19 protein-coding genes are annotated in these 26,447 nt (G+C 66.7%); 14 read left to right on the top strand and 5 right to left on the bottom strand.

Features of this window, described 5'->3' with window-relative positions:
• Positions 1 to 178 precede the first annotated feature (178 nt).
• From EO174_RS14350 to EO174_RS14295, 9 genes are all read left to right on the top strand, one after another.
• Positions 179 to 721, top strand: a complete 543-nt coding sequence (locus tag EO174_RS14350; RefSeq protein ID WP_024939889.1) for a GNAT family N-acetyltransferase — start codon at positions 179 to 181, stop codon at positions 719 to 721.
• Between the two features lie 1,019 nt (positions 722 to 1,740).
• A complete protein-coding gene (gene mfd / locus EO174_RS14335; protein WP_126945198.1) occupies positions 1,741 to 5,211 on the top strand; it encodes a transcription-repair coupling factor in 3,471 nt (1,156 codons plus the stop codon).
• 506 nt (positions 5,212 to 5,717) lie between these two features.
• Complete coding sequence (locus EO174_RS14330; RefSeq protein ID WP_104583126.1) at positions 5,718 to 6,047, top strand: STAS domain-containing protein; 330 nt, start codon at positions 5,718 to 5,720, stop codon at positions 6,045 to 6,047.
• Positions 6,048 to 6,063: 16 nt separating this feature from the next.
• On the top strand, positions 6,064 to 8,073 hold the full coding sequence (locus EO174_RS14325) for a chemotaxis protein CheA (protein WP_126945195.1): 2,010 nt from the start codon (positions 6,064 to 6,066) through the stop codon (positions 8,071 to 8,073).
• 68 nt (positions 8,074 to 8,141) lie between these two features.
• Positions 8,142 to 10,298 carry a methyl-accepting chemotaxis protein gene (locus tag EO174_RS14315; protein WP_164740212.1) on the top strand — a complete coding sequence of 719 codons (2,157 nt, stop codon included), beginning with the start codon at positions 8,142 to 8,144 and terminating at the stop codon, positions 10,296 to 10,298.
• A gap of 37 nt (positions 10,299 to 10,335) precedes the next feature.
• Positions 10,336 to 10,836 (top strand): chemotaxis protein CheW, encoded by a 501-nt coding sequence (locus EO174_RS14310; RefSeq protein ID WP_104648274.1) that lies wholly within the window; start codon positions 10,336 to 10,338, stop codon positions 10,834 to 10,836.
• A gap of 28 nt (positions 10,837 to 10,864) precedes the next feature.
• Entirely contained in the window at positions 10,865 to 12,148 is a 1,284-nt protein-coding gene (locus tag EO174_RS14305; RefSeq protein ID WP_104648097.1) for an EAL domain-containing response regulator, read from the top strand.
• A gap of 2 nt (positions 12,149 to 12,150) precedes the next feature.
• The gene (locus tag EO174_RS14300) at positions 12,151 to 12,957 is read left to right on the top strand and encodes a protein-glutamate O-methyltransferase CheR (protein WP_126945189.1); all 807 of its coding nucleotides are present in this window, start codon (positions 12,151 to 12,153) and stop codon (positions 12,955 to 12,957) included.
• Positions 12,954 to 14,093 carry a chemotaxis response regulator protein-glutamate methylesterase gene (locus EO174_RS14295; RefSeq protein ID WP_164739168.1) on the top strand — a complete coding sequence of 380 codons (1,140 nt, stop codon included), beginning with the start codon at positions 12,954 to 12,956 and terminating at the stop codon, positions 14,091 to 14,093. The genes EO174_RS14300 and EO174_RS14295 overlap by 4 nt, the downstream gene beginning before the upstream one ends.
• 25 nt (positions 14,094 to 14,118) lie before the next feature.
• Here EO174_RS14295 and EO174_RS14290 read toward each other — a convergent pair whose 3' ends face one another.
• The 4 genes from EO174_RS14290 to gpmA form a co-directional block, all read right to left on the bottom strand.
• Positions 14,119 to 15,681 carry a phospholipase D family protein gene (locus EO174_RS14290; RefSeq protein WP_126945186.1) on the bottom strand — a complete coding sequence of 521 codons (1,563 nt, stop codon included), beginning with the start codon at positions 15,679 to 15,681 and terminating at the stop codon, positions 14,119 to 14,121.
• A gap of 154 nt (positions 15,682 to 15,835) precedes the next feature.
• On the bottom strand, positions 15,836 to 17,935 hold the full coding sequence (locus EO174_RS14285; protein ID WP_126945183.1) for a M13-type metalloendopeptidase: 2,100 nt from the start codon (positions 17,933 to 17,935) through the stop codon (positions 15,836 to 15,838).
• A gap of 244 nt (positions 17,936 to 18,179) precedes the next feature.
• Complete coding sequence (locus EO174_RS14280) at positions 18,180 to 18,497, bottom strand: hypothetical protein (RefSeq protein WP_104583146.1); 318 nt, start codon at positions 18,495 to 18,497, stop codon at positions 18,180 to 18,182.
• 156 nt (positions 18,498 to 18,653) lie between these two features.
• A complete protein-coding gene (gene gpmA, locus EO174_RS14275; RefSeq protein WP_126945180.1) occupies positions 18,654 to 19,403 on the bottom strand; it encodes a 2,3-diphosphoglycerate-dependent phosphoglycerate mutase in 750 nt (249 codons plus the stop codon).
• Positions 19,404 to 19,505: 102 nt separating this feature from the next.
• On the opposite strand from gpmA, the gene nfi reads away from it, so the two are divergent.
• From nfi to EO174_RS14260, 3 genes are all read left to right on the top strand, one after another.
• Positions 19,506 to 20,219 carry a deoxyribonuclease V gene (gene nfi, locus EO174_RS14270; protein ID WP_126945177.1) on the top strand — a complete coding sequence of 238 codons (714 nt, stop codon included), beginning with the start codon at positions 19,506 to 19,508 and terminating at the stop codon, positions 20,217 to 20,219.
• Between the two features lie 198 nt (positions 20,220 to 20,417).
• Positions 20,418 to 21,308 carry a pirin family protein gene (locus tag EO174_RS14265; RefSeq protein WP_126945174.1) on the top strand — a complete coding sequence of 297 codons (891 nt, stop codon included), beginning with the start codon at positions 20,418 to 20,420 and terminating at the stop codon, positions 21,306 to 21,308.
• 253 nt (positions 21,309 to 21,561) lie between these two features.
• Positions 21,562 to 22,023, top strand: a complete 462-nt coding sequence (locus tag EO174_RS14260) for a hypothetical protein (protein WP_104583117.1) — start codon at positions 21,562 to 21,564, stop codon at positions 22,021 to 22,023.
• Between the two features lie 224 nt (positions 22,024 to 22,247).
• Here the strand turns inward: EO174_RS14260 and EO174_RS14255 are convergent, their stop codons facing one another.
• Positions 22,248 to 23,105, bottom strand: a complete 858-nt coding sequence (locus EO174_RS14255) for a pirin family protein (protein ID WP_104583116.1) — start codon at positions 23,103 to 23,105, stop codon at positions 22,248 to 22,250.
• A 232-nt stretch (positions 23,106 to 23,337) separates the two neighbouring features.
• On the opposite strand from EO174_RS14255, the gene EO174_RS14250 reads away from it, so the two are divergent.
• Positions 23,338 to 25,410 (top strand): carbon starvation CstA family protein, encoded by a 2,073-nt coding sequence (locus EO174_RS14250; protein ID WP_126945171.1) that lies wholly within the window; start codon positions 23,338 to 23,340, stop codon positions 25,408 to 25,410.
• A complete protein-coding gene (locus EO174_RS14245) occupies positions 25,410 to 25,634 on the top strand; it encodes a CstA-like transporter-associated (seleno)protein (RefSeq protein WP_016904074.1) in 225 nt (74 codons plus the stop codon). Before EO174_RS14250 ends, EO174_RS14245 begins: the two co-directional genes overlap by 1 nt.
• Positions 25,635 to 26,447 lie beyond the last annotated feature (813 nt).

Genomic DNA, 26,447 nt, shown 5'->3' with positions numbered 1-26,447 from the left:
ACGCCTGCTGGCGCTGGCAAACGCGGCTGCATACTCACGACTGGATCACGGTATCGCTCGGTACAGTGATGAGGGAAGCACTGCCACCCCCTGACGGCCCCCAGCGGCGCACCGGATTCATTCACGGTTGTGCGCTGGGCGGGTGCCAGAATCTTCCGATCTTTAAGGAACACCGGTCATGGCCATTCGCAATCGCATGCCTCCCTGGCATGAAAACTTCAGTCTGCCCAATGGCCGCACGCTTCTGCTCCGCCCGATCCGTCCAGAGGACGGCCCGCCGCTGCAGGGCGCTTTCAGCCTGTTGGGACCGGAGGAAATCCGCGCACGGTTCGTGCGTTCCTCCGCCGAAATCACCCCGGAGATGGTGCAGCGCCTGACCCATCCCAACCCCAAGAGCGAAATCGTGCTGGTGGCCGCCGAGCAGCTGCCGCCGGGTGAAGCCCTGGTGGGCGCGGTGGCGCGTGCGGCGCTGGTGCCGGGCACCCGCCAGGCCGAGTACACCATCCTGGTCAGCAGCTTCGTCGCCGGCCAGGGACTGGGACGGCAGCTGATGCGCAAGCTGGTCAAGTGGGCGCGGCGCAAATACCTGGATTGCCTGTTCGGCGACGTGCTGCAAAGCAATGTGCCGATGCTGCAGTTGGCCGAATCGCTGGGCTTCAAGCCGCAGCCGCATCCGGATTCGCCGGAGTTGGTGCGCATGGTGCTGGAGCTGGATGCCTGAGGGGCTGGGATTCGGGATTCGGGATTCGGGATTGGGGATTCGTGAAGCGGCTTGGGCGGTTGGTCTGCGACTTGGTTGCAGGGCCCTTGCCCGCCCACCATCGCGGGACACGCTGCAAGTACGTCCTTGTAAGCTCTTACGCGGCATCCATGCCGCGTAAGGTCCCGCGACGGTGAGCGGGCAAGGACCAGTCGAGATGGCCGGTGTGTTTGGTAAGAGCAGGCACCGTGGTCTGCTGTTCCGACAAGGAAGCGACCCCCTAACGCTGACCGATCAACGGATACGCCTTTTAAGCAACCAACCAGCCAACTGTCTGGTGCGGTGCCCTCGCCGGTTGCGGGACCGTGTGGCGGCATGGATGCCGCCACCGAGCCTCCATGGACGGATTCACGGCGTGTCCCGCAAGCGGTGAGGACGCCGCACCCTCGACTCACCTGGCTTTGATTGTTGATCTGTCACTTGGTTGCAGGGCCCTTGCCCGCCCACCCTCGCGGGACACGCCGCAAGTACGTCCTTGTAGGCTCTTACGCGGCATCCATGCCGCGTAAGGTCCCGCGACGGTGAGCGGGCAAGGACCTGTCGGGATGGTCGGTGTGCCCATTGCGAGCAGGCACGGTGCCCTGCTCGGGCAAGGACGTGTCCGCTCGTTCCGCAAGAAAGCCAGGGCAGCGGACCAGCTTTTCAAACAACCGACCAACTGTCTGGTGCGGTGCCCTCACCGATTGCGGGACCGTGTGGCGGCATGGATGCCGCCACCGAGCCCCCAGGGATGGGTTCACGGCGTGTCCCGCAAGCGGTGAGGGCACCGCACCCTCGACCGACTGGGTTTTTGATTGGGCTTTTGACTGCGCTTACGACTGCAACTGGTCCACCGGCGTGCTGGCCCAGGCGGTGCCCGGTACGAGCAAGTCGATAGCTAAGGCAGGACCGTGCAGCGCGCTTCTGCGCAGGCGGGCCGAGGCCGGCTTTCACGCCGGATGGACCGGGCGCGGTGGGTGACCTGATAAAATTGCCGGCTGATGCCGTCGCCAACCACCTTCCCCTCTCCGCCGCTGCCCAAGTCCGGCCAGCTCCGCGCCTATTGGCGCGCTCCGTCTTCGCCGACTGCGCTGGCCTGGTCGATCGCACGCGCCGCCGAGGCGCATGCCGGCCCGCTGCTGGTGATCGCACGCGACAACCAGAGCGCGCATCAGATCGAGGCGGATCTGCATGCCTTGCTCGGCGAGCACGCCGCGTTGCCGGTGGTGCCGTTTCCCGATTGGGAGACCCTGCCCTACGACCAGTTCAGCCCGCACCCGGAAATCATCAGCCAGCGCCTGGCGGCGCTGCATCGGCTGCCCGCGCTGACCCGTGGGGTGGTGATCGTGCCGGTGCAGACGCTGATGCAGCAGCTGGCACCGCTGAGCTATATCGTCGGCGGCAGTTTCGATCTGAAGGTCGGCCAGCGGCTGGATCTGGATGCGGAAAAACGCCGGCTGGAAAGCGCCGGCTACCGTAACGTGCCGCAAGTGATGGACCCGGGCGATTTCGCGGTGCGCGGCGGCTTGCTCGACGTGTTTCCGATGGGCGAAGCCACGCCATTGCGGATCGAGCTGCTGGACGAGGATATCGACTCCATCCGCGCCTTCGACCCGGAATCGCAGCGCTCGCTGGACAAGGTCGAGGCCGTCAAGCTGCTGCCCGGCCGCGAAGTGCCGATGGACGATGCCAGCGTGGAGCGCGTGCTGGCCTGCCTGCGCGAGCGTTTCGACGTGGACACCCGGCGCAGCGCGCTGTACCAGGACCTGAAATCGGGTCTGGCGCCTTCGGGCGTCGAGTATTACCTGCCGATGTTCTTCAGCAAGACCGCTACCTTGTTCGATTATCTGGACAAGCGCGTGTTGCCGCTGGTCGCCACCGGTGTCTCCAATGCGGCCGACACGTTCTGGGCGCAGGCACAGGACCGCTACGAACAGCGCCGCCACGACGTGGAACGCCCGCTGCTGACGCCGGACGAGCTGTATCAATCGCCGGACGCCTTGCGCGAGCGGCTCAACAAGCTGGCGCGCATCGAAGTCTGGGCCAGCGATCATCCGCGCATCGACGAGGCCGCCGCGCTGGGCGACCAGCCCTTGCCGCCGCTGCCGGTGGCGGCAAAGGACGCGCCGGCCGGCCAGGCGCTGTCCTCGTTCCTGGGCCATTATCCCGGCCGCGTGCTGGTGGCCGCCGATACCGCCGGCCGTCGCGAAGCCTTGATGGAAGTGCTGGCCGCCGCGCAGCTGAAGCCGGAGGTCGTCGCCGACCTGCCCGCCTTCCTGGCTGCCACCAAGCTGCGCTTCGGTATCACCGTGGCGCCGCTGGAAGACGGCTTTGCGCTGGACACCCCGCAGATTGCGGTCCTGACCGAGCGCCAGCTGTTTCCCGAGCGCGCCAACCAGCCGCGGCGCAGCCGCAGGGTCGGGCGCGAACCGGAAGCGATCATCCGCGACCTGGGCGAGCTGTCCGAAGGCGCGCCGATCGTGCACGAAGACCACGGTGTAGGCCGCTACCGCGGGCTGATCGTGCTCGATGCCGGTGGCATGCCCGGCGAGTTCCTGGAGATCGAATACGCCAAGGGCGACCGCCTGTACGTGCCGGTGGCGCAGCTGCATCTGATCAGCCGCTATTCCGGCGCCTCGGCCGAGACCGCGCCGCTGCATTCGCTGGGCGGCGAGCAATGGACCAAGGCCAAGCGCAAGGCGGCCGAAAAGGTCCGCGACGTGGCCGCCGAATTGCTGGAGATCCAGGCGCGCCGGCGTGCCCGCGCCGGGCTGGCCTTGCAGGTGGACCGGGCGATGTACGAGCCGTTCGCGGCCGGCTTTCCGTTCGAGGAAACCGGCGACCAGTTGGCCGCCATCGATGCGACCCTGCGCGACCTGGGCAGCAGCCAGCCGATGGACCGCGTGGTCTGCGGCGATGTCGGCTTCGGCAAGACCGAGGTCGCGGTGCGCGCCGCCTTCGCCGCCGCCAGCGCCGGCAAGCAGGTTGCCGTGCTGGTGCCGACAACGCTGCTGGCCGAGCAGCATTACCGCAATTTCCGCGACCGCTTCGCCGACTACCCGATGAAGGTGGAAGTGCTGTCGCGCTTCAAGAGCACCAAGGAAATCAAGGCCGAGCTGGAGAAGGTGGCCAGCGGCGAGATCGACGTGATCATCGGCACGCACCGGCTGCTGCAGCCGGACGTCAAGTTCAAGGACCTGGGCCTGGTCGTGGTCGACGAAGAGCAACGCTTCGGCGTGCGGCAGAAGGAAGCACTCAAGGCGATGCGCGCCAACGTGCATCTGCTCACGCTCACCGCAACCCCCATCCCGCGCACGCTCAACATGGCCATGGCCGGGCTGCGCGACCTGTCGATCATCGCCACCCCGCCGCCGAACCGGCTGGCGGTGCAGACCTTCATCACTGCCTGGGACAACGCGCTGCTGCGCGAGGCCTTCCAGCGCGAGCTCAGTCGCGGCGGGCAGCTGTACTTCCTGCACAACGATGTGGAAAGCATCGTGCGCATGCAGCGCGAGCTGTCCGAACTGGTGCCGGAAGCGCGCATCGGCATCGCCCACGGGCAGATGCCCGAGCGCGAGCTGGAGCGGGTGATGCTGGATTTCCAGAAGCAGCGCTTCAACGTGTTGCTGTCGACCACGATCATCGAGTCGGGCATCGACATTCCCAACGCCAACACCATCATCATCAACCGCGCCGACCGCTTCGGCCTGGCCCAGCTGCACCAGCTGCGCGGCCGCGTCGGCCGCTCGCATCACCGCGCCTACGCGTATCTGGTGGTGCCGGATCGGCGCTCGATGACCTCCGATGCGGCCAAACGCCTGGAAGCGATCGCCTCCATGGACGAGCTCGGCGCCGGCTTCACCCTGGCCACGCACGATCTGGAAATCCGCGGCGCCGGCGAGCTGCTGGGCGAGGACCAGAGCGGGCAGATGGCCGAGGTCGGCTTCAGCCTGTACACCGAGCTGCTGGAACGCGCGGTACGCAGCATCCGCCAGGGCAAGCTGCCGGATCTGGATGCCGGCGAGGAAGTCCGCGGCGCCGAAGTGGAGCTGCATGTGGCCTCGCTGATTCCCGAGGATTACCTGCCGGACGTGCATACGCGGCTGACGCTGTACAAGCGCATCTCCAGCGCACGCGATGCCGATGCATTGCGCGAATTGCAGGTGGAGATGATCGACCGCTTCGGCCTGCTGCCGGACCCGGTCAAGCACCTGTTCGCCATTGCCGAGCTCAAGCTGCAGGCCAATGCGCTGGGCGTGCGCAAGCTGGACCTGGGCGAGAACGGTGGCCGGCTGGTCTTCGAGGCAAAACCGGCGATCGACCCGATGGCGGTGATCCAGATGATCCAGAAGCAGCCGAAGATCTACACGATGGACGGCCCGGACAAGCTGCGCATCAAGCTGCCGCTGCCGGAAGGCGCGGACCGCTTCAACGCCGCGCGCGGCCTGCTGACGATGCTGGCGCCAAGATGAGACCGCGCTGCGGTCGGCTGCGCCTGCCATGGGCGCCGCGCCCGGCCTGGAAGACGCCAGGACGCGCCGACCGCGTTGCAGGCACTGCGCACAGTGGCGCCGATCCAATGCTGCAGTTCCGCTAAAGCCCATGCTCCTTGCGCTGCCGGTGCAGGAGGCAGGCGACCTGTCTGGGGCGTCTTTGCTGCAGCCGCCGTGCACCCGCTCACGCCGCAGGCACTCAAGAAGTCGGCGGGAATGCGGCTATCTGTCCTGCGGGACTGTCCAGGACATTGGTGTCCTGAGCCTGCTTGCGACAAAGCTGAGCAATTAATGCCCAGGCAGTGATGGCTTTCTCAAATTCGTCACTGCACTGAATTTGGCCTAAATATTCCTGTCACGCGCCGATACCTGCATGGACCGGCGTGATCTCCGTGTGCAGCACTGCCCACGCAAGCCCACGCCGGAGCGACCTTCTTCCGCGTCATGGCACGCATCCGTGCGCCATCGCATCGCTTGAGGCATCAATGAACACGCCACTGTCCGATCTACCCGCGCCGCTGACGCTTGCCCTGGAAGGCGAGATGACCATCCGTCGCGCTGCCGAACTCAAGCCGCTGCTGCAGCCGGCCTTGCTGCATCCGGGCGGGCTGCATCTGGACCTGGGGGCGGTCAGCGAGATCGACACCACCGGCCTGCAGTTGCTGCTGGCGACCAAGCAGGCGATCCAGGCCGATGGCCGGCCGTTCTCGCTGACCGATTCCAGCCGCGCGGTGGTCGATGTGATCGAACTGCTCGGCCTGCTCGAAGCGCTGTACCCGCATGCGGTTGCGGGTCTCGGCGAACGCATTCACTAAGGGACCGGCGACACGCATGGACATGAACCAGCTGATGCAGACCTTCCTGGCGGAAAGCCGGGACCTGCTCGAAGACATGGAACGTCACCTGCTCGAAGCCGAGCGTGGCGAATCCTCGCCGGATGCGGTCAATGCGATCTTCCGTGCGGCGCACACCATCAAGGGCTCGGGTGGATTGTTCGATCTGCCGCAGCTGGTCGGTTTCACCCACGTCGTGGAAAGCGTGCTGGACCTGGTGCGCGACGATGCGCTGACGCTGAGCTCGGAACTGATCGCGCTGCTGCTGGTGTGCTGCGACCACATCCACGCCCTGGTGGAAACCGCGGCCGATCCGGCACACGCCGATGCCGACGCCCTGACTGCAGAGGCCGAGCCCCTGCTGGCGCAACTGCAGACCTACCTGCAGGCCAGCGCCTGCGGTGTCACTGCCACGGCCGTCCAGCACAACACCCCGGAGAAACAGAGTGGTTACTGGCGCATCACGCTGAAATTGTTCGCCGATGCGCTGCGCTACGGCAACTCGCCACTCAAGCTGATTCGCAACCTGCGCGGGCTGGGCTCGGTCGAGTCGATCAATACCGATGTCAGCGGGCTGCCGAGCTTCGAAGCGCTGGATCCGGAAGCCAATTACCTGGGCTTCCGGATCCTGCTGCGCAGCGATGCCGACCGTGCCGCGATCGAGGACGTGTTCGAGTTCGTACGCGAGGACTGCGACCTGGAGATCATCTCGGTACCGGCACCGATGGACGCCAGCGCCGTGCTTGCAGACGAGCCGGTCATGGCTGCGGCCGCGCCGGTTAGCGGCGTGCTGGCGGGCGTGCCGGCCACAGCGCCGGCACGCCCGCAGCAGGACACCGGCGCACGCAACGCCGACGCGCGCTCGATCCGCGTGGACGCCGACAAGCTCGATCGCATGATCGACCTGGTCGGCGAACTCATCATCGCGGTGGCCGGCACCAATGCCAACGCGCAGCGCACCGGCGATGCACAGTTGCTGGAATCGGCCTCGATCCTGGCCGGCTTGGTGGAAGAGGTGCGCGAAAGCGCCCTGCAACTGCGCATGGTCAAGATCGGCGGCACCTTCAGCCGCTTCCAGCGCGTGGTGCACGACGTGGCGCGCGAACTCGGCAAGGACATCGCGCTGGTCGTGGCCGGCGAAGACACCGAACTGGACAAGTCGGTGGTGGAAAAGATCGGCGACCCGCTCACCCATCTGGTGCGCAACGCCATGGATCACGGCATCGAACCGGCGGAGGTGCGCGTGGCACGCGGCAAGCCCGCACGCGGCACCGTGGGCCTGAATGCCTATCACGACTCCGGCAGCATCGTCATCCAGATCACCGACGACGGTGGCGGCCTGAATCGCGACCGCATCCTGGCCAAGGCGCTGGAACGCGGCCTGATCGAGCCGGGCCGCCAGCTCAGCGACCGCGAGGTATTCGCGATGATCTTCGAGCCGGGGTTTTCCACCGCCGAAAAGGTCACCAACCTGTCCGGCCGCGGCGTGGGCATGGACGTGGTCAAGCGCAACATCACCGCGCTGCGCGGCACCGTGGAGATCGACAGCACCGCAGGCCTGGGCACCACCATTTCGGTGCGGCTGCCGCTGACGCTGGCCATCATCAACGGCTTCCAGGTCGGCGTCGGTAAATCGGTGTTCGTGGTGCCGCTGGACGTAGTGGAGGAATGCGTGGAATTCACGCCCGACTACAGCAGCGACTACATCGACCTGCGTGGCAGCGTGCTGCCGTATGTACGCCTGCGCGCACTGTTCGCGCTCGGCGGCAAGACGCCTGCGCGCGAGAGCATCGTGGTGATCCGCCAGGGTACCCAGCGCTTCGGCCTGGTCGTGGACACCTTGCTGGGCGAATGGCAGACCGTGATCAAGCCGTTGTCCAGGGTCTTCGCACAGGTCAAGGGCATCAGCGGTTCGAGCATCCTGGGCAGCGGCGATGTCGCGCTGATTCTCGACGTGCCCAGCCTGCTGCAGCAATTGCATCCAAACCAGGACGCCCTGGCGGCCTGAGTCACCACACAAGCACTCCCCACATCACCGCCTCGTTCGTTGTTCCCTGACCCCAGGAAGCTGCCGCCATGTCACACCGTCTCCCGATCGCCACGCAGTTGTGGTTCACCGCCGCCCTCGCCCTTGCCTTGCCTGTCGTGGTGGTGGTCGCCGGCTTTGCGCTGACGCTGTCGCACGGCACCCTGCTCGCCGCCAGCGTCTTGGCCGCACTCGTCAGCGGTGCGTTGCTGCTCCATGCGATCCGCATCGCGACCGGCTCGCTGGAGCTTGCCACCACCACGCTGGATGCATTCGCGCGTGGCAACTTCGCCGTCGCCCTGCCGCAGCTGCGCGACGAGCAGGCCTGCGAGGTGCTGCGTGCGCTGCGCAAGGTGCAGAGCACCATCGCCCAGGTCAACCAGGAGATCAACCGCGTCTGGCAGGAACACGACGCCGGCGAGATCGACGCGCGCATCGACGTGGCACGCTTCGATGGCGATTTCCGCACCACCGGCGAAGGCATCAACCGCCTGGTCACCAACCATATCGCGGTCGAGAAGCAGCTCATGGCCTGCGTGGCCGAGTTCGGCCGCGGCAACTTCTCCGCCGAGCTGGAACGCCTGCCGGGCAAGAAGGCCCTCATCAACGAGATCGTCGAGCAGATCCGCGGCAACCTCACCGGCATGGTCGCCGAGGTCAACCACATGGCGGCCGAGCACGACGCCGGCGATATCGACGTGGTCATCGACACGCAACGCTTCGCCGGCGATTTCCGCCGCATGGCCGAAGGCATCAATGCAATGGTGGCCAGCCACATCACGGTCAAGAAACAGGCCATCGCCTGCGTGGCCGAGTTCGGCCGCGGCAACTTCACCGCGCAGCTGCCGTTGCTGCCGGGCAAGAAGCGCTTCATCAACGAGACCCTGGAACAGGTGCGCGGCAACCTCACCGGCCTGATCCGCGAGATCAACCACATGTCGGCCGAACACGAAGCCGGCGATATCGACGTGGTCATCGACAGCAGCGGTTTCGACGGCGATTTCCGCAGCATGGCCACCGGCATCAACCAGATGGTGGGCGCGCATATCGCGGTCAAGAAGCTGGCAATGGGCGTGGTGGCCGAATTCGGCCGCGGCAACTTCGAGGCACCGCTGGCGCAGCTGCCGGGCAAGAAGGCCTTCATCAACGACACCGTGGAGCGTGCGCGCGGCAACCTGCGCAGCATTTCCGAGGTGATCCAGGTGATGGGCGCGATGGCCGACGGTGACCTCACCCACACCGTGGAAGGCCGCTACGAAGGCGCCTTCGCCGACATGCAGCGCTACGTCAACACCACCATGAGCCGGCTGACCGAGATCGTCGATGAGGTCAACCGCAACGCCGAGAACCTGGCCAGCGCCTCCGAACAGGTCAGCGCCACCGCACAGGCGCTGGCGCAGGCCGCCAGCGAACAGGCGGCCGGGGTGGAAGAGACCAGCGCCTCGCTGGAACAGATGACCGCCTCCATCGCGCAGAACACCGAGAACGCGCGCGTCACCGACAGCATGGCCGCCAAGGCGGCCAGCGAGGCGGCCGATGGCGGCGACACCGTGCGCGCCACCGTGGTGGCGATGAAGGACATCGCCAGGAAGATCGGCATCATCGACGACATCGCCTACCAGACCAACCTGCTGGCGCTCAATGCCGCCATCGAGGCCGCGCGTGCCGGCGAACATGGCAAGGGCTTTGCGGTGGTGGCGGCGGAAGTGCGCAAGCTGGCCGAGCGCAGCCAGATCGCCGCGCAGGAGATCGGCGAGGTGGCCGGCTCCAGCGTGGACCTGGCCGAAAGCGCCGGCCGCGTGCTCGGCGAGATGGTGCCCTCGATCCGCCGCACCTCCGACCTGGTGCAGGAAATCGCCGCCGCCTCCGAAGAACAGACCGCCGGCGTCAGCCAGATCAACACCGCCGTCGGCCAGTTGAACCAGACCACGCAGTCGGCCGCCGCCAATGCCGAAGAACTGGCCGCCACCTCGGAAGAAATGAGCGCGCAGGCCGAACAACTGCAGCAGTTGATGGGCTTCTTCCGGCTCGGCAATGGCGCGCGCGCGGCGGCATCGCCCAGCAACAAGCCGGGCCCGCGCCGGATCGCACCGCACGGCAGCAGCACCGCAATCAGCGCGCCGCCGCGTCGCAGCAACGTGCGCCAGTTCAGCGCGGTGGCAGCCACCGCCGATGCGATCGACGAATCGCAGTTCGCCAGCTTCTGAGGACACGACGATGCAACCGCACAGCGCAGCCAGCACCATGCCAACCGCCGTCGCGCCGCCATCGACGGCGCCGCAGCAATACCTGACCTTTGTGCTGGGCACGGAGATGTTCGGCCTGGGCATCCTCGGCATCAAGGAAATCATCGAATACCGCATGCCGACCGACGTGCCGATGATGCCGCCGGCCCTGCGCGGGGTGATCAACCTGCGCGGCGCGGTGGTGCCGGTGGTGGATCTGCAACAGCGCTTCGGCCGCAACGCCAGCACGATCACCAAGCGCAGCTGCATCGTGATCGTGGAGATCGCCCATGGCCACACGCATCAGGTGCTCGGCCTGTTGGTGGATGCGGTGAGCGAGGTGCTGGAGATCGCGCCCGACGCGATTGCCGACGCGCCCAGTTTTGGCGCCGGCATCGCACGCGAATGCATCCATGCGATGGCCAGGATCGGCGAGCGCTTCGTGATCCTGCTCGACGCCGATGCGGTGCTGGGCAACGACGCACTCGCCCAGCTGCCTGTCGCCGACCTGGCAGCCTGACATGTCCAGCCTGCACGCAAGGACTCCCATGCGCCCCACCCTTCTCTCCTGCAGCTGCGCGCTGGACGGCCCGGTACTGGTCGTCGACGACAGCGTGGTCCAGCGCGAACACGCGATGGCGCTGTGCCGCCAGCTCGGCGCCGTCGCAGTCGACGGCGCAGTCGATGGCCACGCCGCGCTGGCCTGGCTGAGCAGTGCAGTGGCCCCATCGCTGCTGCTGATCGACCTGGAAATGCCGGGCATGGATGGCGTGCAGCTGCTGGATGCGCTGGCACGCGGCAAGTACAGCGTACCGGTGGTGGTGGTCTCGCAGCGCGGCGGCGCCCTGATCGATGCGGTGATGCAGCTCAGCCGCAGCGCCGGCGTGCGCGTGCTCGGCGGCATCGAAAAGCCGATGCATCTGCAGGACCTGGCCAACGTGCTGGAGTGCGAACCGGGACTGGCCACGAACGCGCCCGCGTTTGCCCAGGCGGCGATCTCACCGCTGATGTCCAGCGGTGGCGCGGCTGCCTCGCGGCTGGACCGGGCCATGCGCCGCGGCGAAATCCGCGTGGCCTACCAGCCCAAGCTCGATCTCAAGGACGGTCGCCTGCGCGGCGTGGAAGCGCTCGCCCGCTGGCGCCGCCCGCAAGGCGACATGATCGGGCCGGACCGCTTCATTCCGCTGGCCGAACGCGAGGGCCTGATCCATGCCCTGACCCAGCAGGTGATCGACATGGCGGTCGCGCAACTGGTGGACTGGCGCGCAGAAGGCCTGGAGCTGAGCCTGGCGCTGAACCTGTCGCCCAACCTGCTCGGCGAGCAGGGCTTTCTCGAACAGCTGTGCGGCAAGCTGGGCGACAACGGCCTGAGCCCTGCCGATCTGGTGCTGGAACTCACCGAAAGCGCCATCGTGGAGCCGGCCAATGCCTTGAGCATGCTGGCGCGCCTGCGCCTGCACGGCTTCGGCCTGTCGATCGACGACTACGGCACGGGGTTTTCCTCGCTGCAGCGCCTGGCCAGCATTCCCTTCACCGAACTCAAATTGGATCGCAGCTTCGTGCATGCCGCACATCGCAGCCGCAGTCAGCGCACCGTGCTCGAATCCACGCTGGAACTGGCCCACCGGCTCGAACTCACCGCCGTGGCCGAAGGGGTGGAAACGCCGGAGGACTGGCGTCTGCTGCGCGAGCTGGGCTGCGATCTGGCACAGGGCTACCTGATGGGCTCGCCGATGCCCGGGCCGATGCTGTCGGAATGGTGGCGCGAGCACGCCGTGCGCATCGCACGCCTGTGCGGCAACGCACTGCCCAGCGATGCGGATGTCGCCTGACCATGAGCACAGCCACCGCCATCACCGAACAGGAGTTCGGCCGCTTCCAGCGCTTCATCTTCGAAGCGGCGGGCATCAGCATTTCCACCGGCAAGAAAGCCATGTTGTGCGGCAGGCTGGGCAAGCGCCTGCGCGAACACCAGTTCAGCACCTACACGCAGTACCTGCAGTTGCTGGAAAGCCGCCAGGACCGCGCCGAGATCCAGACCGCGATCGACCTGCTGACCACCAACGAAACCTACTTCTTCCGCGAGCCCAAGCACTTCGAGCTGCTGCGCAAGCTGGCCGGCGAACATCGCGGCGGCCTGCCGTTCCGCTGCTGGAGCGCGGCCAGCTCCAGCGGCGAAGAGGCCTACAGCATGGCGATGGTGCTGGACGACGCCTTGCAGGGACGGCCGTTCGAAGTAGTCGGCAGCGACATCAGCACCCGCGTGCTGGCCAAGGCGCGCAACGGGCATTACGCACTGCAGCGCATCGACGGCATTCCGCAGCCCTATCTCAAGCGCTATTGCCTGCGTGGCCAGGGCGAATACGAGGGCACCTTGCTGGTGGAACGCCGCCTGCGCGACCGGGTCAGGTTCGTGCATGCCAACCTCAATACGGCCTTGCCGATGCTGGGCAGCTTCGATGCGATCTTCCTGCGCAATGTGATGATCTATTTCAATGGCCAGACCAAGCGCGAGGTCATCCTGCGTGTGCTGTCCAACCTCAAATCGGGCGGCTATTTCTGCATCGGTCATTCGGAGAGCCTGAGCGAACTCGACATCGATCTGGTCCAGGTGGCACCCTCGATCTTCCGCAAGGCCTGAGCCAAGGATCCGCCGTGTCGACCGCCTTCAACCGCCCTGCCGCCAGCCCCATTGCCCGCACCGATGCCATCAAGGCCATGGTCGTCGACGACTCGGCGGTGGTGCGCCAGGTGCTGGTGGGCGTGCTCAACGACGCGCCCGACATTGAGGTCATCGCCACCGCGGCCGACCCGCTGCTGGCGATCGAGAAGATGCGCAAGCAATGGCCGGACGTGATCGTGCTGGATGTGGAAATGCCGCGCATGGACGGCATCACCTTCCTGCGCAAGATCATGAGCGAACGCCCCACCCCGGTGGTGATCTGTTCCACGCTCACCGAAAAAGGCGCACGCGTCACCATGGATGCCCTGGCCGCCGGTGCGGTGGCCGTGGTGACCAAACCGCGCCTGGGGCTGAAGCAGTTCCTCACCGACTCGGCCGACGAACTGGTCAATACCGTGCGCAGCGCCGCACGCGCCAACGTCAAACGGCTGGCCGCGCGGGTTGCCGCAGCGCCGCTGGAAGCGGAGGTCAAGCACACCGCCGATGTGATCCTGCCGGCGCAAAGCGGGCGCGCGCTGGCGCAGACCACCGAGCGCATCGTCGCCATCGGCACCTCCACCGGGGGCACCCAGGCGCTGGAAGAAGTATTGACCGCGTTGCCGCGCGTCTGCCCCGGCATCGTGATCGTGCAGCACATGCCGGAGAAATTCACCGCCGCCTTCGCCGCGCGCCTGAATGGCTTGTGCCAGATCGCAGTGAAAGAGGCCGCCAACAACGACCGGGTGATGCCGGGGCGCGCGCTGATCGCGCCCGGCGGCAAGCATCTGCTGCTGCGCCGCAGTGGCGCGCAATATTTTGTCGAAGTGATGGAAGGCCCGCCGGTCAACCGGCACCGTCCGTCGGTGGATGTGCTGTTCCGCTCGGCCGCGCGCGCGGCCGGCAGCAATGCGCTGGGCATCATCATGACCGGCATGGGCGACGACGGCGCCGCCGGGCTGCTGGAAATGCGCCAGGCCGGCGCGCGCACGGTGGCGCAGGACGAACACACCAGCATCGTGTTCGGCATGCCCAAGGAAGCGATCAAACGCGGCGGCGCCGACCGCATCCTGCCGCTGGGCGCGATGGCGCGCGAGATCGTGACGCAGCTGCAGTAGCGCGCCGCACGCGCAAACGGTGCAATTACAACTGCGACTCCAACGGCAACCAGCCCATCACCGCCGCCGCGCCACGCCGCCACACGCTCGCGGCCGGCTCTTGCGACCATACCTCGGGCGGTTGCGCCGCATCGTCGTGCCAGCGCAGCGCGCCCTGCTCCAGGGTCACGCGGTAACTCACCGGCGCGCCGATCTTGCGGTTGTAGACCTGCTCCAGCTGCGCGGCCACTGCGCGGTCGTTGAACAGCAGGCCCATCTCGGTATTGAGGTTCATCGAGCGTGGATCCAGATTGAACGAGCCGATGAAGCCGCTGCTGTCGTCCACCACGAACGCCTTGGTGTGCAGGCTGGCCCCGCTGGAGCCGAACAGGCTGCCGTCCGGCTTGCCCATCGGCTTGAGCTCGTGCAGGCGCACGCCTTGCGTGAGCAGGGGCACCCGGTAATCGGCATAGCCGCTGTGCACGGCAACCACATCGTTTGCCGCCAGCGAGTTGGTCAACACGCTCACGCGCACGTTGCGCCGACGCAATGCGCCGATCCAGCGCATGCCGTCCTCGCCCGGCACGAAGTACGGCGAGATCACCTTCAGTTCGCGCTGCGCATGCGCCATCTCGCCGATCAACACCGGCGTCATCCAGTCTGCCTGCGGCGGTGCGCCCTCGGCCTTTTCCGGCGGGTCGGAAACGATGCGCGCCTGCTCCAGCCACTGCACCTGGCGCTGGCCCTGCGTCAACGCCTGCACGCTGGGCGACTGGCGCAGCCGCTGCACATACGGATGCGCGCGTGCCGACTCCAGGCCCGCATCCAGGCTGCCGCGCAAGGCATCCAGCGCCTGCGGCTTGGCGGTCACCAGCGCAGCCAGCGGCAGGGCATTGGGGCTGTTCCAGTACGCATCGAAGACCTGCTCGGCCTGGCCCACGGCTGGCCCCATCAGTGCCGCGTCCATGTCCATGAAATTGGTGTCGCGCGCCGCATCGAAGTATTCATCGCCCACATTGCGGCCACCCACCACCGCCATCCGACCATCGGCAATCCAGGCCTTGTTGTGCATGCGCCGGTTGATGCTGAACATGCGCAGCACCATCTCCACCCCGCGCATCAGCGTGCCTTCGCGCGCACGGGTGGGATTGAACAAACGGATCTCGATCATCGGGTGGCTGTCCAGCGCCGCCAGCACCGAATCGCTGCCATGGATGTTCATGTCGTCCAGCAGCAGGCGCACGCGCACGCCGCGATCGGCCGCATGCAGCAGTTCGTTGTGCAGCAGGTTGCCGGTGAAGTCGGCATGCCAGATGTAGTACTGCAGATCCAGGCTGCGCCCGGCCGCACGCGCGGTGAGCGCACGCACCGCGAACGCATCGACATTGTCGGGCAGGATCACCATGCCGGTCTGACCGGCATGTGCCTGCTGCAGCGGCGCGACCACCCGATCGATCGACGTGGCGATCGCCGTGGCAGGCAGCGCGTGGCTCACCGCACCACGCTGACGATCGGCAAAGCGTCCGTAGCCGTACAGCGACAGCACGCTGCCCAGCAGGAGCGCCAGTGCACCGATGCCCACCCATTTGATGATTTTTCGCCTCGCCACTGCCGCCCCCGTGTTGCAGAGCGCGGCAGTCTAGATGCTGCACCTGCATGTCGATGTGCAGACGCAAGCGCACAAGCGAGCTCGACAAACGCGCAAAAACAGCGGGTTTCCCGGCGCGGACTGTCGCAACAGTCCGCGCCGGATGCGATGCCGCTTACCAGATCGCAACGCGATCCTTGTCGCCACGCACCATCGCATCGCCTGGCTTGCACTGGAACGCCTGCGCAAATGCCGGCATGTTCGACGGCGCACCATTGGCGCGGAAATTGGCCGGCGCATGCGGGTCGGTGTTCAGGCGCACGCGCAATTCGCCGTCGGTGAAGTTGCGGCGCCACACCGTGGCCCAGTTCATGAAGAAGCGCTGGTCCTGCGTATAACCGTCGATGTCCTTGTTGGCGCCGGGCTGTTCCTTCAATGCCATCTGCAGCGCGTCATAGGCCACGGTCAGGCCACCGAGATCGCCGATGTTCTCGCCCAGGGTCAGCTTGCCTTTGACGTTGACGCCAGGAATCGCCTCATAGCCGTCGAACTGCGCCACCAGCTGGTCGGTGCGCTGGGTGAACAGCTTGCGGTCCGCATCGGTCCACCAGGTATCGAAGTTGCCCTTGGCATCGAACTGGCTGCCCGAGTCGTCGTAGCCATGCATCATCTCGTGCCCGATGACCGCGCCGATCCCGCCGTAATTCAATGCCGGGTCGGCCTTGGGGTCGAAGAACGGCGGCTGCAGGATTGCCGCCGGGAACACGATCTCGTTGCGGGTGGCGTTGTAGTACGCATTGACCGTCTGCGGGGTCATATGCCACTCGCGCTTGTCGACCGGCTTGCCGATCTTGTCCAGCATGTAACGATAGTTGAATGCCTGCGCGGCCTGCATGTTGGCCAGGAATCCGTCACCGCGGGTCTCCAGGCCCGACCAGTCGCGCCACTGATCCGGGTAGCCGATCTTGGGCGTGAAACTGGCCCACTTCTCCAGCGCGCGCTGCTTGGTTTCCGCGCTCATCCAGTCGAGCTGTTCCAGCCGTGCCTTGAGCGCCACCGAGAGGTTCTGCACCAGCTGCTGCATCTGCTGCTTGGACTCGGCCGGGAATGCGGACTGCACGTACAGCTGGCCCAGTGCCTCGCCCATCGCCTCGTTGACCGCATTCAAGGTGCGCTTCCACCGCGGCAGCATGTCCTGCTGGCCACGCAGCGTCTTGGCATAGAAATCGAAGTTGGCCTGCTCGAACGGCTTGGCCAGATACGGTGCCGCCTCGTCCACACTGTGGAAACGCAGGTAGGCCTTCCAGGTTTCCACCGGCGTATCGGCCAGCATCGCATCGAGTTCGGTGAAGTAACCCGGCTGGCTCAGCGAGAACGTCCCTGCCGGCACCTTGAGTGCGCTGAAGAACGCCTGCCAGTCGAAATGCGGTGTCACCGCGTTGGCACCGGCCACATCGACCGGGTTGTAGCGCTTGGCCGGGTCGCGCAGTTCGATGCGCGACAGCGAGGCGGCGGCCAGGCGGGTTTCGAACGCCATCACCGCCTTGGCCTGCGTGGCCGCCTGCGCGGCGGGAACGCCGGACAACTCCAGCACGCGCGCGATGTAGGCCACGTACTGCTCACGGATCCTGGCCTGCGCCGGATCGGTGTAATAACCCTTTTCGGGCAAGCCCAGACCGCCCTGGCCTGCGTAGGCGATCATCTGTTCGGAATGCTTGTAGTCGGCATTGGCGCCGAACGAGAACAGGAAGCCCTGGCCCTTGGCATAGCTGTCGCGCAACCACGCGGCGATGGACGGCGCATCGGTCAGCGCATCGATCGCCTTGAGCTGCGGCTGCAGCGGCGTGATGCCGGCCTTGTCGATCGCCGCTTCGTCCGAGCCGGTGCGCCACAGGTCGGCGATCTTGGCGTCCACCGAGCCGGCCGACAGGTTGCCGCGCGCCAGTTGCTCCACCAACGCGTGCTGGATGGTCAGCGAACGCTCGGCCAGCACCTCGAAACTGCCCCAGCTGGTGCGGTCCGACGGCACCGGGTTGGCCTTGAGCCACTTGGCGTTGACGAAGCCGTTGAGGTCCTGGCACGCGTTGATGGCCGGATCCAGGTCGTTGACGCCGAAGGCCACGATCGGCGCATCGAGCTTGGACACATCGACCCTGGTCGGCGCGGCCGGCGGTGCGGCCGGTGCCGGCCTGGCGGTGTCCTCGGAGCGGCCACACGCCGAGAGCGTCACCGCGATGGCCACTGCAAGCGACAGTGGCGCAAATTTGCTCAACATCTTTCCATTCTCCAGGGCATGCGACCGCGCCATGCGCAGTCAAAAAAAGTAGGCAATCAGCGCAGACGCACCAACCACGTCATCATTGCAACGGCACCGCAACGTCCTGACGTCCGCTGCCGCGCCCTATCGAAGAGCACACGTCCCACAACGCGCTACGTGTGGCCTGGGCACATGCCACCGCTGTTGCCGCCGCAGAAACCGCCCCGGCAATCCGGCGCAGCAGCAGCGCCATCGACTGCGGTCATTTGCGCGCGTACAGCGGTGCCATCAACAGGTACACCGGATACGCCAGCACCATCAGCACCAGCGCGACCTCATGCCCGGACGCCGCCTCCGCCCAGGACTCCATCCGTCGCGACGGCCCCCAGAAACCGAACGCCAGCAGCGCCACACCCACGATGCCGACCAGCAGCGCCAGGCCCAGCGCCGAACCGGACACACTGCCCCGGGCCAGCAACGCGAACGCAGCGCCGCCACCGCCCAACAGCAGCCCCAACGTCACCAGATACGCGCGGCAGTAGGTGGCACTCATCTGTTGCCTTTTCCGCTTGCTGGACATCATGTCTCCCCTGCAAGAACCCGCGCATGCGCACCTGCCCGATCCACCAACAGGCGCGCATGCGTGTCAAATCCGCACGCGTCAGTCGAGCGCGCGCCCGCAAACTCCACGCCACGCTGCGCGCCATGCACGCAGCGTGGCCAGCGGATGCGGCGATTACTTCGCCTTGCCCTGATTGGCCACCGCGTCGGCGGCACGCTTGGCCGCTTCCGGGTCGCCCAGATAGCGGAAGCTTTGCACCTGCAGGGTGTCGTCCAGCTCGAACAGCAACGGGATGCCGGTCGGGATGTTGAGCTCCAGGATCTGCTCGTTGGAGACATCGTTGAGGTATTTGTACAGCGCACGCAGCGAGTTGCCGTGCGCGGTCACCAGCACGGTCTGCCCAGCCTTCAACTGCGGTGCGATCGCGTCGTGCCAGTACGGCAGCACGCGCACCAGCGTGGTCGCCAGCGACTCGGTACCCGGCAATGCATTGCGATCCAGCGTGGCGTAGCGACGGTCGTGACACGGATGCCCCGGATCGTTGACGTCCATCGCCGGCGGCGGGATGTCGTAGGAGCGGCGCCAGATCTTGACCTGCTCTTCGCCGTGCTTGGCCGCGGTTTCGGCCTTGTCCAGCCCCTGCAGGCCACCGTAGTGGCGCTCGTTGAGGCGCCAGCTCTTGGAAACCGGCAACCAGTCCTGGTCCAGTTCCTTCAACGCACCCTGCAGCGTATGGATGGCGCGCTTGAGCACCGAGGTGTGCGCCACATCGAACTGCAGCCCTTCGTCCTTCATCAGCTTGCCGGCCGCAGCGGCTTCCTGGCGGCCTTGTTCGGTGAGTTCCACATCCACCCAGCCGGTGAAACGGTTGTCCAGGTTCCATTGGCTCTGGCCATGGCGCAGCAGTACGAGTTTGCGGGTCACTACGGTTCTCCGATTGGGGCCGATCAGCCTGCGATTGTAACGGCAGCCAGCGCATCGCAGGCGTGCACGAGACCGCCACGGCCAGCGCGCGATGCTGCGACCATGCAAACGATCGATCCCGTCTTTGCCGGTTGGGATGGCAGCGTCACCCAGGCGCGACAGTTGCAACAGCAACTGGCACACCGCGTGGTGCTGCAGGACCAGCTCGGCGCAACACCGCAACTGCTCGCCGGCTTCGACGTCGGCTTCGAAGACGACGGCCAGACCACGCGCGCGGCCGCGGTGCTGCTGGATGCAGACACGCTGATGCCGCTGGAAACGCACGTCGCGCGGGTGCCCACGTCGATGCCGTACGTGCCGGGCCTGCTCAGCTTTCGTGAGCTGCCGGCCTTGCTGCAGGCGCTGGCACTGTTGTCGCGCCCCCCGGATCTGGTCTTCATCGACGGCCAGGGCATCGCGCATCCGCGCAAGCTCGGCATCGCTGCGCACTTTGGCGTGGTGACCGGCCTGCCCAGCATCGGCGTGGCCAAGCAACGCCTGGCGGGCAGCTTCGTCGCGCCGGGCCCCGAGCGCGGCGACCACAGCCCGATCCTGCTGGGGGGCACGCAGATCGGCTGGGCGCTGCGCAGCAAGCCACGCTGCAATCCGCTGATCGTCTCGCCTGGCCACCGCGTCTCGATGCAGGGCGCGCTCGACTGGACGCTGCGTACGTTGCGCGCCTATCGCCTGCCCGAGCCCACGCGCCTGGCCGATCGGCTGGCCTCGCGGCGCGGCGAAATCGCCCTGCACAGCGCCGCCTCCGGACAGCTGTTCTAGCGCGCGGCGGTCAATCGCGATCAACCGTGCGCGTGCCTGCCTCTGTCGTCTGCAACCGCCCATCTCGGCACGTTCGTTCTGGCCGCCAGCACGCCGCGCAGCGACTGTCTCCGGGACGATCCGTCTTGGTGAAGCGCTCGCAGGCCGCGCGCGCACATGCAAAGCTGGTGTCCATTCGACTTGATCAGAGCCGCCGCCATGACCACCTTGATCGCTCCCCGCGTGCATGACATCGGCGGGCTGGAAGTGCGCCGCGCCGTGCCCACGCTGCAGGCGCGCAGCGTCGGCCCGTTCGTGTTCGTCGACCATATGGGCCCGGCGGTGCTGGAGCCGGAACACGGCATCGACGTGCGTCCGCATCCGCATATCGGCCTGGCCACGGTCACCTTCCTGTGGTCCGGCGAGATCGGCCACCGCGACACCTTGGGCTCGGACCAGGTGATCCGCCCCGGCGACGTCAACTGGATGACCGCCGGCCGCGGTATCGCCCACTCCGAGCGCACGCCCGGCCCCGAGCGCGCCCGCACGCATGCGCTGCACGGCATGCAGACCTGGATCGCACTGCCGCGCTCGGCCGAAGAAACCGCGCCGGCCTTCCATCACCACGCCGCCGCCAGCCTGCCGCAGCAACGCCGCGCTGGTGTCTGGCTACGCGTGATCGCCGGCCGCGCGTACGGCGAGGAATCGCCGGTGCAGGTGTTCAGCGGCACGCTCAACGTCGCGCTGGATCTGCAGCCGGAGGCGGAGATCGACCTGGACACCGGCCACGCCGAACGTGCGCTCTACATCCTGGAAGGCGAGGCGCAGCTGGACGGCACCGACGTGCCCGCGCGCCACCTGATCGTACCCTCGCCCGGCAGCCGCGGGCGCCTGCGCGCCAGGACGCCGCTCAAGGCGATGCTGCTCGGCGGCGAACCGCTGGATGGGCCGCGCCACCTGTGGTGGAACTTCGTCTCCAGTTCAAAGGAGCGCATCGAGCAGGCCAAGGACGATTGGCAGGCCGGCCGCTTCGGCCGCATTCCCGGCGACGACAAGGAATTCATTCCACTGCCGGAAACCCCGGCGCCCAAGCCGGTCAACTACCCCTGACCGCAGCCGGCAGCCCGGCAGTGCCGCGCAGCCCACCCAGGTCTCGCAACGGGAGTGCCAGCGCGCACGACCGATTGCAGCCCAACCTGCGAATTGCGCTTGAGCTTGCAGCCCAACCTGTGGTAGTCATGTCGACATAGGTTGGGGACAGGTTGCGTGCGGGCACAGCCGGGCGGGGAGCGCACGGGCTGATGCCGCGACACGGTCAACAACGCTGTCCCTGCGCAGACATCCAACGCCGGGGAACACTTGAATGAAGTCCGCATCCTGCCTTGTCGGCCTGAGCCTTCTGTTGGCCGCCGCCACCGTTCACGCCCAAACCTCACCGGTCTGCCCACCGTTGCCGCCAGCCTCCGGGCTGCAGTGGAGCGAGCTTTCAGGTGCGGACTATCTGTTCTGCAAGGCCTTGACTGCAGACGGTCGCCAGGTGATGGGCGTCATGCTGACCACGCGCGACCCGGCGATGACGCTGGCGCGTGACCGCCGCGCGGAGAAGGGCCAGATCCAGCAGGAAGACTTTTACTGGTACAAGCTCGACCTGGGCGGCCGCGAGCTGCCGGGCATGGAATCGCGCCGCGTCACCGTGGTCGAGCTGGGCAAGAAACGCTATGCACAGCTCTGGATCGACGGCGCCAGCACCGAGGAGCTGGCCTCGATGCAATCGCTGGTGCAGAACATGGATCTGCAGCCCGCCAGCCTGGCCTTGCAGCGCTGACGCAACCGGTAGTGAAGCGCCAGGTCATGCCGACCTGGCGCGGCCCGGCGGGCGCGCCTGCGCTTGCACATGCCTGCTGCAACCCCCGACGCGTCGCCGTCACCCCGCAGTTGCCGTATCGGCGCGCACCTCGTCGGTGCGCAGCCGATGGAGCGGGCAGATGTCGGCCACCTCCAGCAGGGGGGCACTCACGCCGCTCTCCTACGCGTGGCGCGAGCGACCGGCTAAAACCGGCCTTCCTGGAAGTCGACGAAGGCCTGCATCAATTCCTGCTTGGTATTCATCACGAACGGGCCGTGTCGCATCACCGGCTCGTTGAGCGGGCGGCCCGCCACCAGGATCAGCTGCGCGCCGTCGGCACCGGCCCGCAGCGTCAGGCGCTCGCCGCCGCCCAGCACCGCCAGTTCCTGCGCAGGCAGCGCACGCGCGGCATCGCCCTCGCCCACCGTCACCGCACCTTCAAAGGCGTAGGCAAACGTGTTGTGGCCGCTGGGCAGCACATAGTCCCAGGACGCCTCCGGTGCCAGTGCGATATCCAGGTACACCGGCTCGGTGGCCGGTTGCACGATCGGGCCGCGCACCTGGCCCACGGCTCCGGCGATCACCTTGACCGTGACACCGGGCGCCGGCTGCGCGACCGGGATGCTGTCCGGTGCGTACTCCTGATACCTGGGGTCGGTCATCTTGTCGCGCGCCGGCAGGTTCACCCACAGCTGGAAGCCGCGCATGCGCCCGGATTCCTGCTCCGGCATTTCCGAATGGATCAGCCCGCGGCCGGCGGTCATCCACTGCACGCTGCCCGGGGTCAGCAGGCCTTCGTTGCCGTGGTTGTCCTTGTGGCGCATGCGCCCGTCCAGCATGTAGGTCACCGTCTCGAAGCCGCGGTGCGGGTGGCTTGGGAAACCGCCGATGTAGTCCTCGGCCTTCTCGGTGCCGAACTCGTCGAGCATCAGGAACGGGTCCAGATCCGGCAGCTGCTGGGTGCCGATGACGCGGGTCAGCTTGACCCCGGCGCCGTCGGAGGTCGGCATGCCGCGGATGGTGCGCAGCACATGCGCCGCTGTCGTGGTGGTGGTGCTCATTGCGTTGTCCCTGTGCAGTGGGTCGGTGCACCAATGATGGGTGCGCCTGCTGCAACGCCCAACCACGGCCGCTGCAACCGATCGTTCCAATCGTCGGCCTCCTATGGCGGGCGCTAGCGCATCGTGTACCCGAATACTCTACGACCAAAGTTTTACCCTGCCGCGGAACGCTGCCATTGACCGCAGCCTGGCACGGGGGGACCCTTGGGCGAATCGTTCCTGAGGGGCATGCATGAAAGGGTTCTCGAAGCTGGCCTGGGGCGCGCTGGCGCTGCTGGCCGCGTTCTGTCTGGGTACCGTGGCGCTGCGGCGTGGCGAGCACATCAATGCGCTATGGATCGTGGTGGCGGCGGTGTCGATCTATCTGATCGCCTACCGCTTCTACAGCCGGTTCATCGCCGACAAGGTGATGCAGCTGGACGTGACCCGCGCCACGCCGGCGGTGGCCAACAACGACGGCCTGGACTACGTGCCCACCAACAAGCACGTGCTGTTCGGCCACCATTTCGCCGCGATCGCCGGCGCCGGGCCCCTGGTCGGCCCGGTGCTCGCCGCACAGATGGGCTACCTGCCCGGCCTGCTGTGGCTGGTGGTCGGCGTGGTGTTTGCCGGCGCGGTGCAGGACTTCGTGGTGCTGTTCCTGTCCAGCCGCCGCAACGGCCGCTCGCTGGGCGATCTGGTGCGCGAGGAAATGGGCCAGGTGCCCGGCACCATCGCCCTGTTCGGCGCCTTCCTGATCATGATCATCATCCTGGCGGTACTGGCGATGGTGGTGGTCAAGGCGCTGGCCGAAAGCCCGTGGGGCATGTTCACCGTCATCGCCACGATGCCGATCGCGCTGATGATGGGCGTGTACATGCGCTACATCCGGGTCGGCAAGATCGGCGAGATTTCGGTGGTCGGCCTGATCCTGTTGCTGGGTGCGATCTGGCTGGGCGGCAAGGTCGCGGCAGATCCGAGCTGGGGCCCGGCATTCACCTTCACCGCCAAGCAGATCACCTGGATGCTGATCGGCTACGGCTTCGTCGCCTCGGTGTTGCCGGTGTGGCTGCTGCTGGCACCGCGCGATTACCTGTCCACCTTCCTCAAGATCGGCACGATCCTGGCACTGGCGATCGGCATTGTGGTGGTCATGCCGGACCTGAAGATGCCGGCGCTGACCCAGTTCGCGTCCACCGGCGACGGCCCGGTGTGGAAAGGCGGCATCTTCCCGTTCCTGTTCATCACCATCGCCTGCGGTGCGGTCTCCGGCTTCCACGCGTTGATCGCCTCGGGCACCACGCCCAAGCTGCTCGCCAACGAAGGCCACATGCGCTACATCGGCTACGGCGGCATGCTGATGGAATCGTTCGTGGCAGTGATGGCGCTGGTGGCCGCATCGATCATCGAGCCGGGCATCTACTTCGCCATGAACAGCCCGGCCTCGCTGGTCGGCAGCGACACGGTGGCCGTTGCGGCCAAGGTGTCCGAGTGGGGCTTTGCGATCACGCCCGAGGTGCTGGAAGCCACGGCACGCGACATCGGCGAGCACAGCATCCTGGCACGCGCCGGTGGTGCGCCCACCCTGGCGGTGGGCATCGCGCAGATCCTGCACCATCTGCTGCCGGGCGAAGACACCATGGCGTTCTGGTACCACTTCGCGATCCTGTTCGAAGCGCTGTTCATCCTGACCGCAGTGGATGCCGGCACACGTGCGGGCCGCTTCATGCTGCAGGATCTGCTGGGCAACTTCATCCCGGCACTGAAGAAGACCGAATCGTGGACCGCCAACATCATCGCCACGGCCGGCTGCGTGGCGCTGTGGGGCTATCTGCTCTACACCGGCGTAATCGATCCGTTCGGCGGCATCCAGACCCTGTGGCCGCTGTTCGGCATCTCCAACCAGATGCTGGCCGGGATCGCGCTGATGCTGGGCACGGTGGTGCTGTTCAAGATGAAGCGCGACCGCTACGCCTGGGTCACGCTGGTGCCGGCGTTGTGGCTGCTGATCTGCACCACGTATGCGGGGCTGATCAAGATCTTCGACAGCAACCCGGCGCAGGGCTTCCTGGCGCAGGCGCACAAGTACCAGGACGCCATCGCCGGCAACACCATCACCGCGCCGGCCAAGACGGTGGCGCAGATGCAGCAGATCGTCACCAATGCCTACGTCAACACCGGGCTGACGGTGCTGTTCCTGTTCGTGGTGGGATCGATCCTGGTCTACGCGGTCAGGACGATCGTGATTGCGCGCCGCAATCCGCAGCTCAGTGATCGCGAAACCCCGTACGTGGCCTTGCAGCCACACCAGATGGCGGACCTGTAATGGGCACCCAACTCGTTCTTGCCAGCCAGTACCAGGTGCATCGCCGCATCTGGCGGCGCCTGATACAGACCGCCCGCCTGTGCTGCGGCATTCCCGATTACGACAACTATGTGCGTCACATGCTGGAAAAACACCCCGACAAGCCGGTGATGGACTACCCCACCTTCTTCCGCGAGCGCCAGGACGCGCGTTACGGCGGCAAGAGCGGGTTTCGCTGCTGCTGACCGGATGACCGGGCAGGTGGCGAGTCGGGATGCAGCAGGGCGCGATGCGAATCGCGCCCTGCTGCGTCGATGGCTTGGGGTTGGCCGCAGGGAGTCCTCTCGCACTCATCACCGCGGACACGCCGCAAGGCCGGGCGGCCGATGGACGGCCTTGCCGATGGATCAGTTGTAGGGCGGGTGATCTGCGGCCTGGCTGCAAGGCCCTTGCCCGCCCGCCGCTGCGGGACACGCCGCAAGCACGGGCGGCCGATGGACGGCCTTGCCGATGGATCAGTTGTAGGGCGGGTGATCTGCGGCCTCGCTGCAGGGCCCTTGCCCGCCCACCGCTGCGGGACACGCCGCAAGGCGGGGCGGCCGATGGACGGCCTTGCGGAAGGAACAGTTGTAGGGCGGGTGATCTGCGGCCTGGCTGCAGGGCCCTTGCCCGCCCACCATCGCGGGACACGCCGCAAGTACGTCCTTGTAGGCTCTGGCGCGGCATCCATGCCGCTCAAGGTCCCGCGACGGTGGGCGGGCAAGGACCAGTCAAGAGGGTCGGTGTGCGTGGTTGCGAGCGGGACATGACGTGCGTTGGTCGGATCAGGGGGCATCCGATCAGCTTTCAGGCGCACGCCGAGCAACAGCCAGACTTCAGTAGAGCAACCCAAGACTTCCCAGCGTCTTGAGGTAAGCCTGGCAACAGGCAGGTTTTCAACCGACCACCGACCAAGCGTCTGGTGCGGTGTCCTCGCCGGTTGCGGGACCGTGTGGCGGCATGGATGCCGCCACCGCGCCTACATGGACGTACTTGCGGCGTGTCCCGCGAGCGGTGAG

Origin of the sequence: Xanthomonas sp. BRIP62418 (assembly GCF_003993495.1) — a bacterium.
In the GTDB taxonomy this organism is placed as follows: Bacteria; Pseudomonadota; Gammaproteobacteria; order Xanthomonadales; family Xanthomonadaceae; genus Xanthomonas; species Xanthomonas euroxanthea.
The sequence above is the reverse complement of the archived record's forward strand: the minus strand, read 5'-3'. Positions and strand labels throughout refer to the sequence as shown.

Bases quoted from the DNA above. Each gene is read 5' to 3' on its own strand.
- EO174_RS14350 (WP_024939889.1), top strand. From the start codon at position 179: ATGGCCATTCGCAATCGCATGCCTCCCTGGCATGAAAACTTCAGTCTG.
- mfd (WP_126945198.1), top strand. From the start codon at position 1,741: ATGCCGTCGCCAACCACCTTCCCCTCTCCGCCGCTGCCCAAGTCCGGC.
- EO174_RS14330 (WP_104583126.1), top strand. From the start codon at position 5,718: ATGAACACGCCACTGTCCGATCTACCCGCGCCGCTGACGCTTGCCCTG.
- EO174_RS14325 (WP_126945195.1), top strand. From the start codon at position 6,064: ATGGACATGAACCAGCTGATGCAGACCTTCCTGGCGGAAAGCCGGGAC.
- EO174_RS14315 (WP_164740212.1), top strand. From the start codon at position 8,142: ATGTCACACCGTCTCCCGATCGCCACGCAGTTGTGGTTCACCGCCGCC.
- EO174_RS14310 (WP_104648274.1), top strand. From the start codon at position 10,336: ATGCCAACCGCCGTCGCGCCGCCATCGACGGCGCCGCAGCAATACCTG.
- EO174_RS14305 (WP_104648097.1), top strand. From the start codon at position 10,865: ATGCGCCCCACCCTTCTCTCCTGCAGCTGCGCGCTGGACGGCCCGGTA.
- EO174_RS14300 (WP_126945189.1), top strand. From the start codon at position 12,151: ATGAGCACAGCCACCGCCATCACCGAACAGGAGTTCGGCCGCTTCCAG.
- EO174_RS14285 (WP_126945183.1), bottom strand. From the start codon at position 17,935: ATGTTGAGCAAATTTGCGCCACTGTCGCTTGCAGTGGCCATCGCGGTG.
- EO174_RS14280 (WP_104583146.1), bottom strand. From the start codon at position 18,497: ATGTCCAGCAAGCGGAAAAGGCAACAGATGAGTGCCACCTACTGCCGC.
- nfi (WP_126945177.1), top strand. From the start codon at position 19,506: ATGCAAACGATCGATCCCGTCTTTGCCGGTTGGGATGGCAGCGTCACC.
- EO174_RS14265 (WP_126945174.1), top strand. From the start codon at position 20,418: ATGACCACCTTGATCGCTCCCCGCGTGCATGACATCGGCGGGCTGGAA.
- EO174_RS14260 (WP_104583117.1), top strand. From the start codon at position 21,562: ATGAAGTCCGCATCCTGCCTTGTCGGCCTGAGCCTTCTGTTGGCCGCC.
- EO174_RS14255 (WP_104583116.1), bottom strand. From the start codon at position 23,105: ATGAGCACCACCACCACGACAGCGGCGCATGTGCTGCGCACCATCCGC.
- EO174_RS14250 (WP_126945171.1), top strand. From the start codon at position 23,338: ATGAAAGGGTTCTCGAAGCTGGCCTGGGGCGCGCTGGCGCTGCTGGCC.
- EO174_RS14245 (WP_016904074.1), top strand. From the start codon at position 25,410: ATGGGCACCCAACTCGTTCTTGCCAGCCAGTACCAGGTGCATCGCCGC.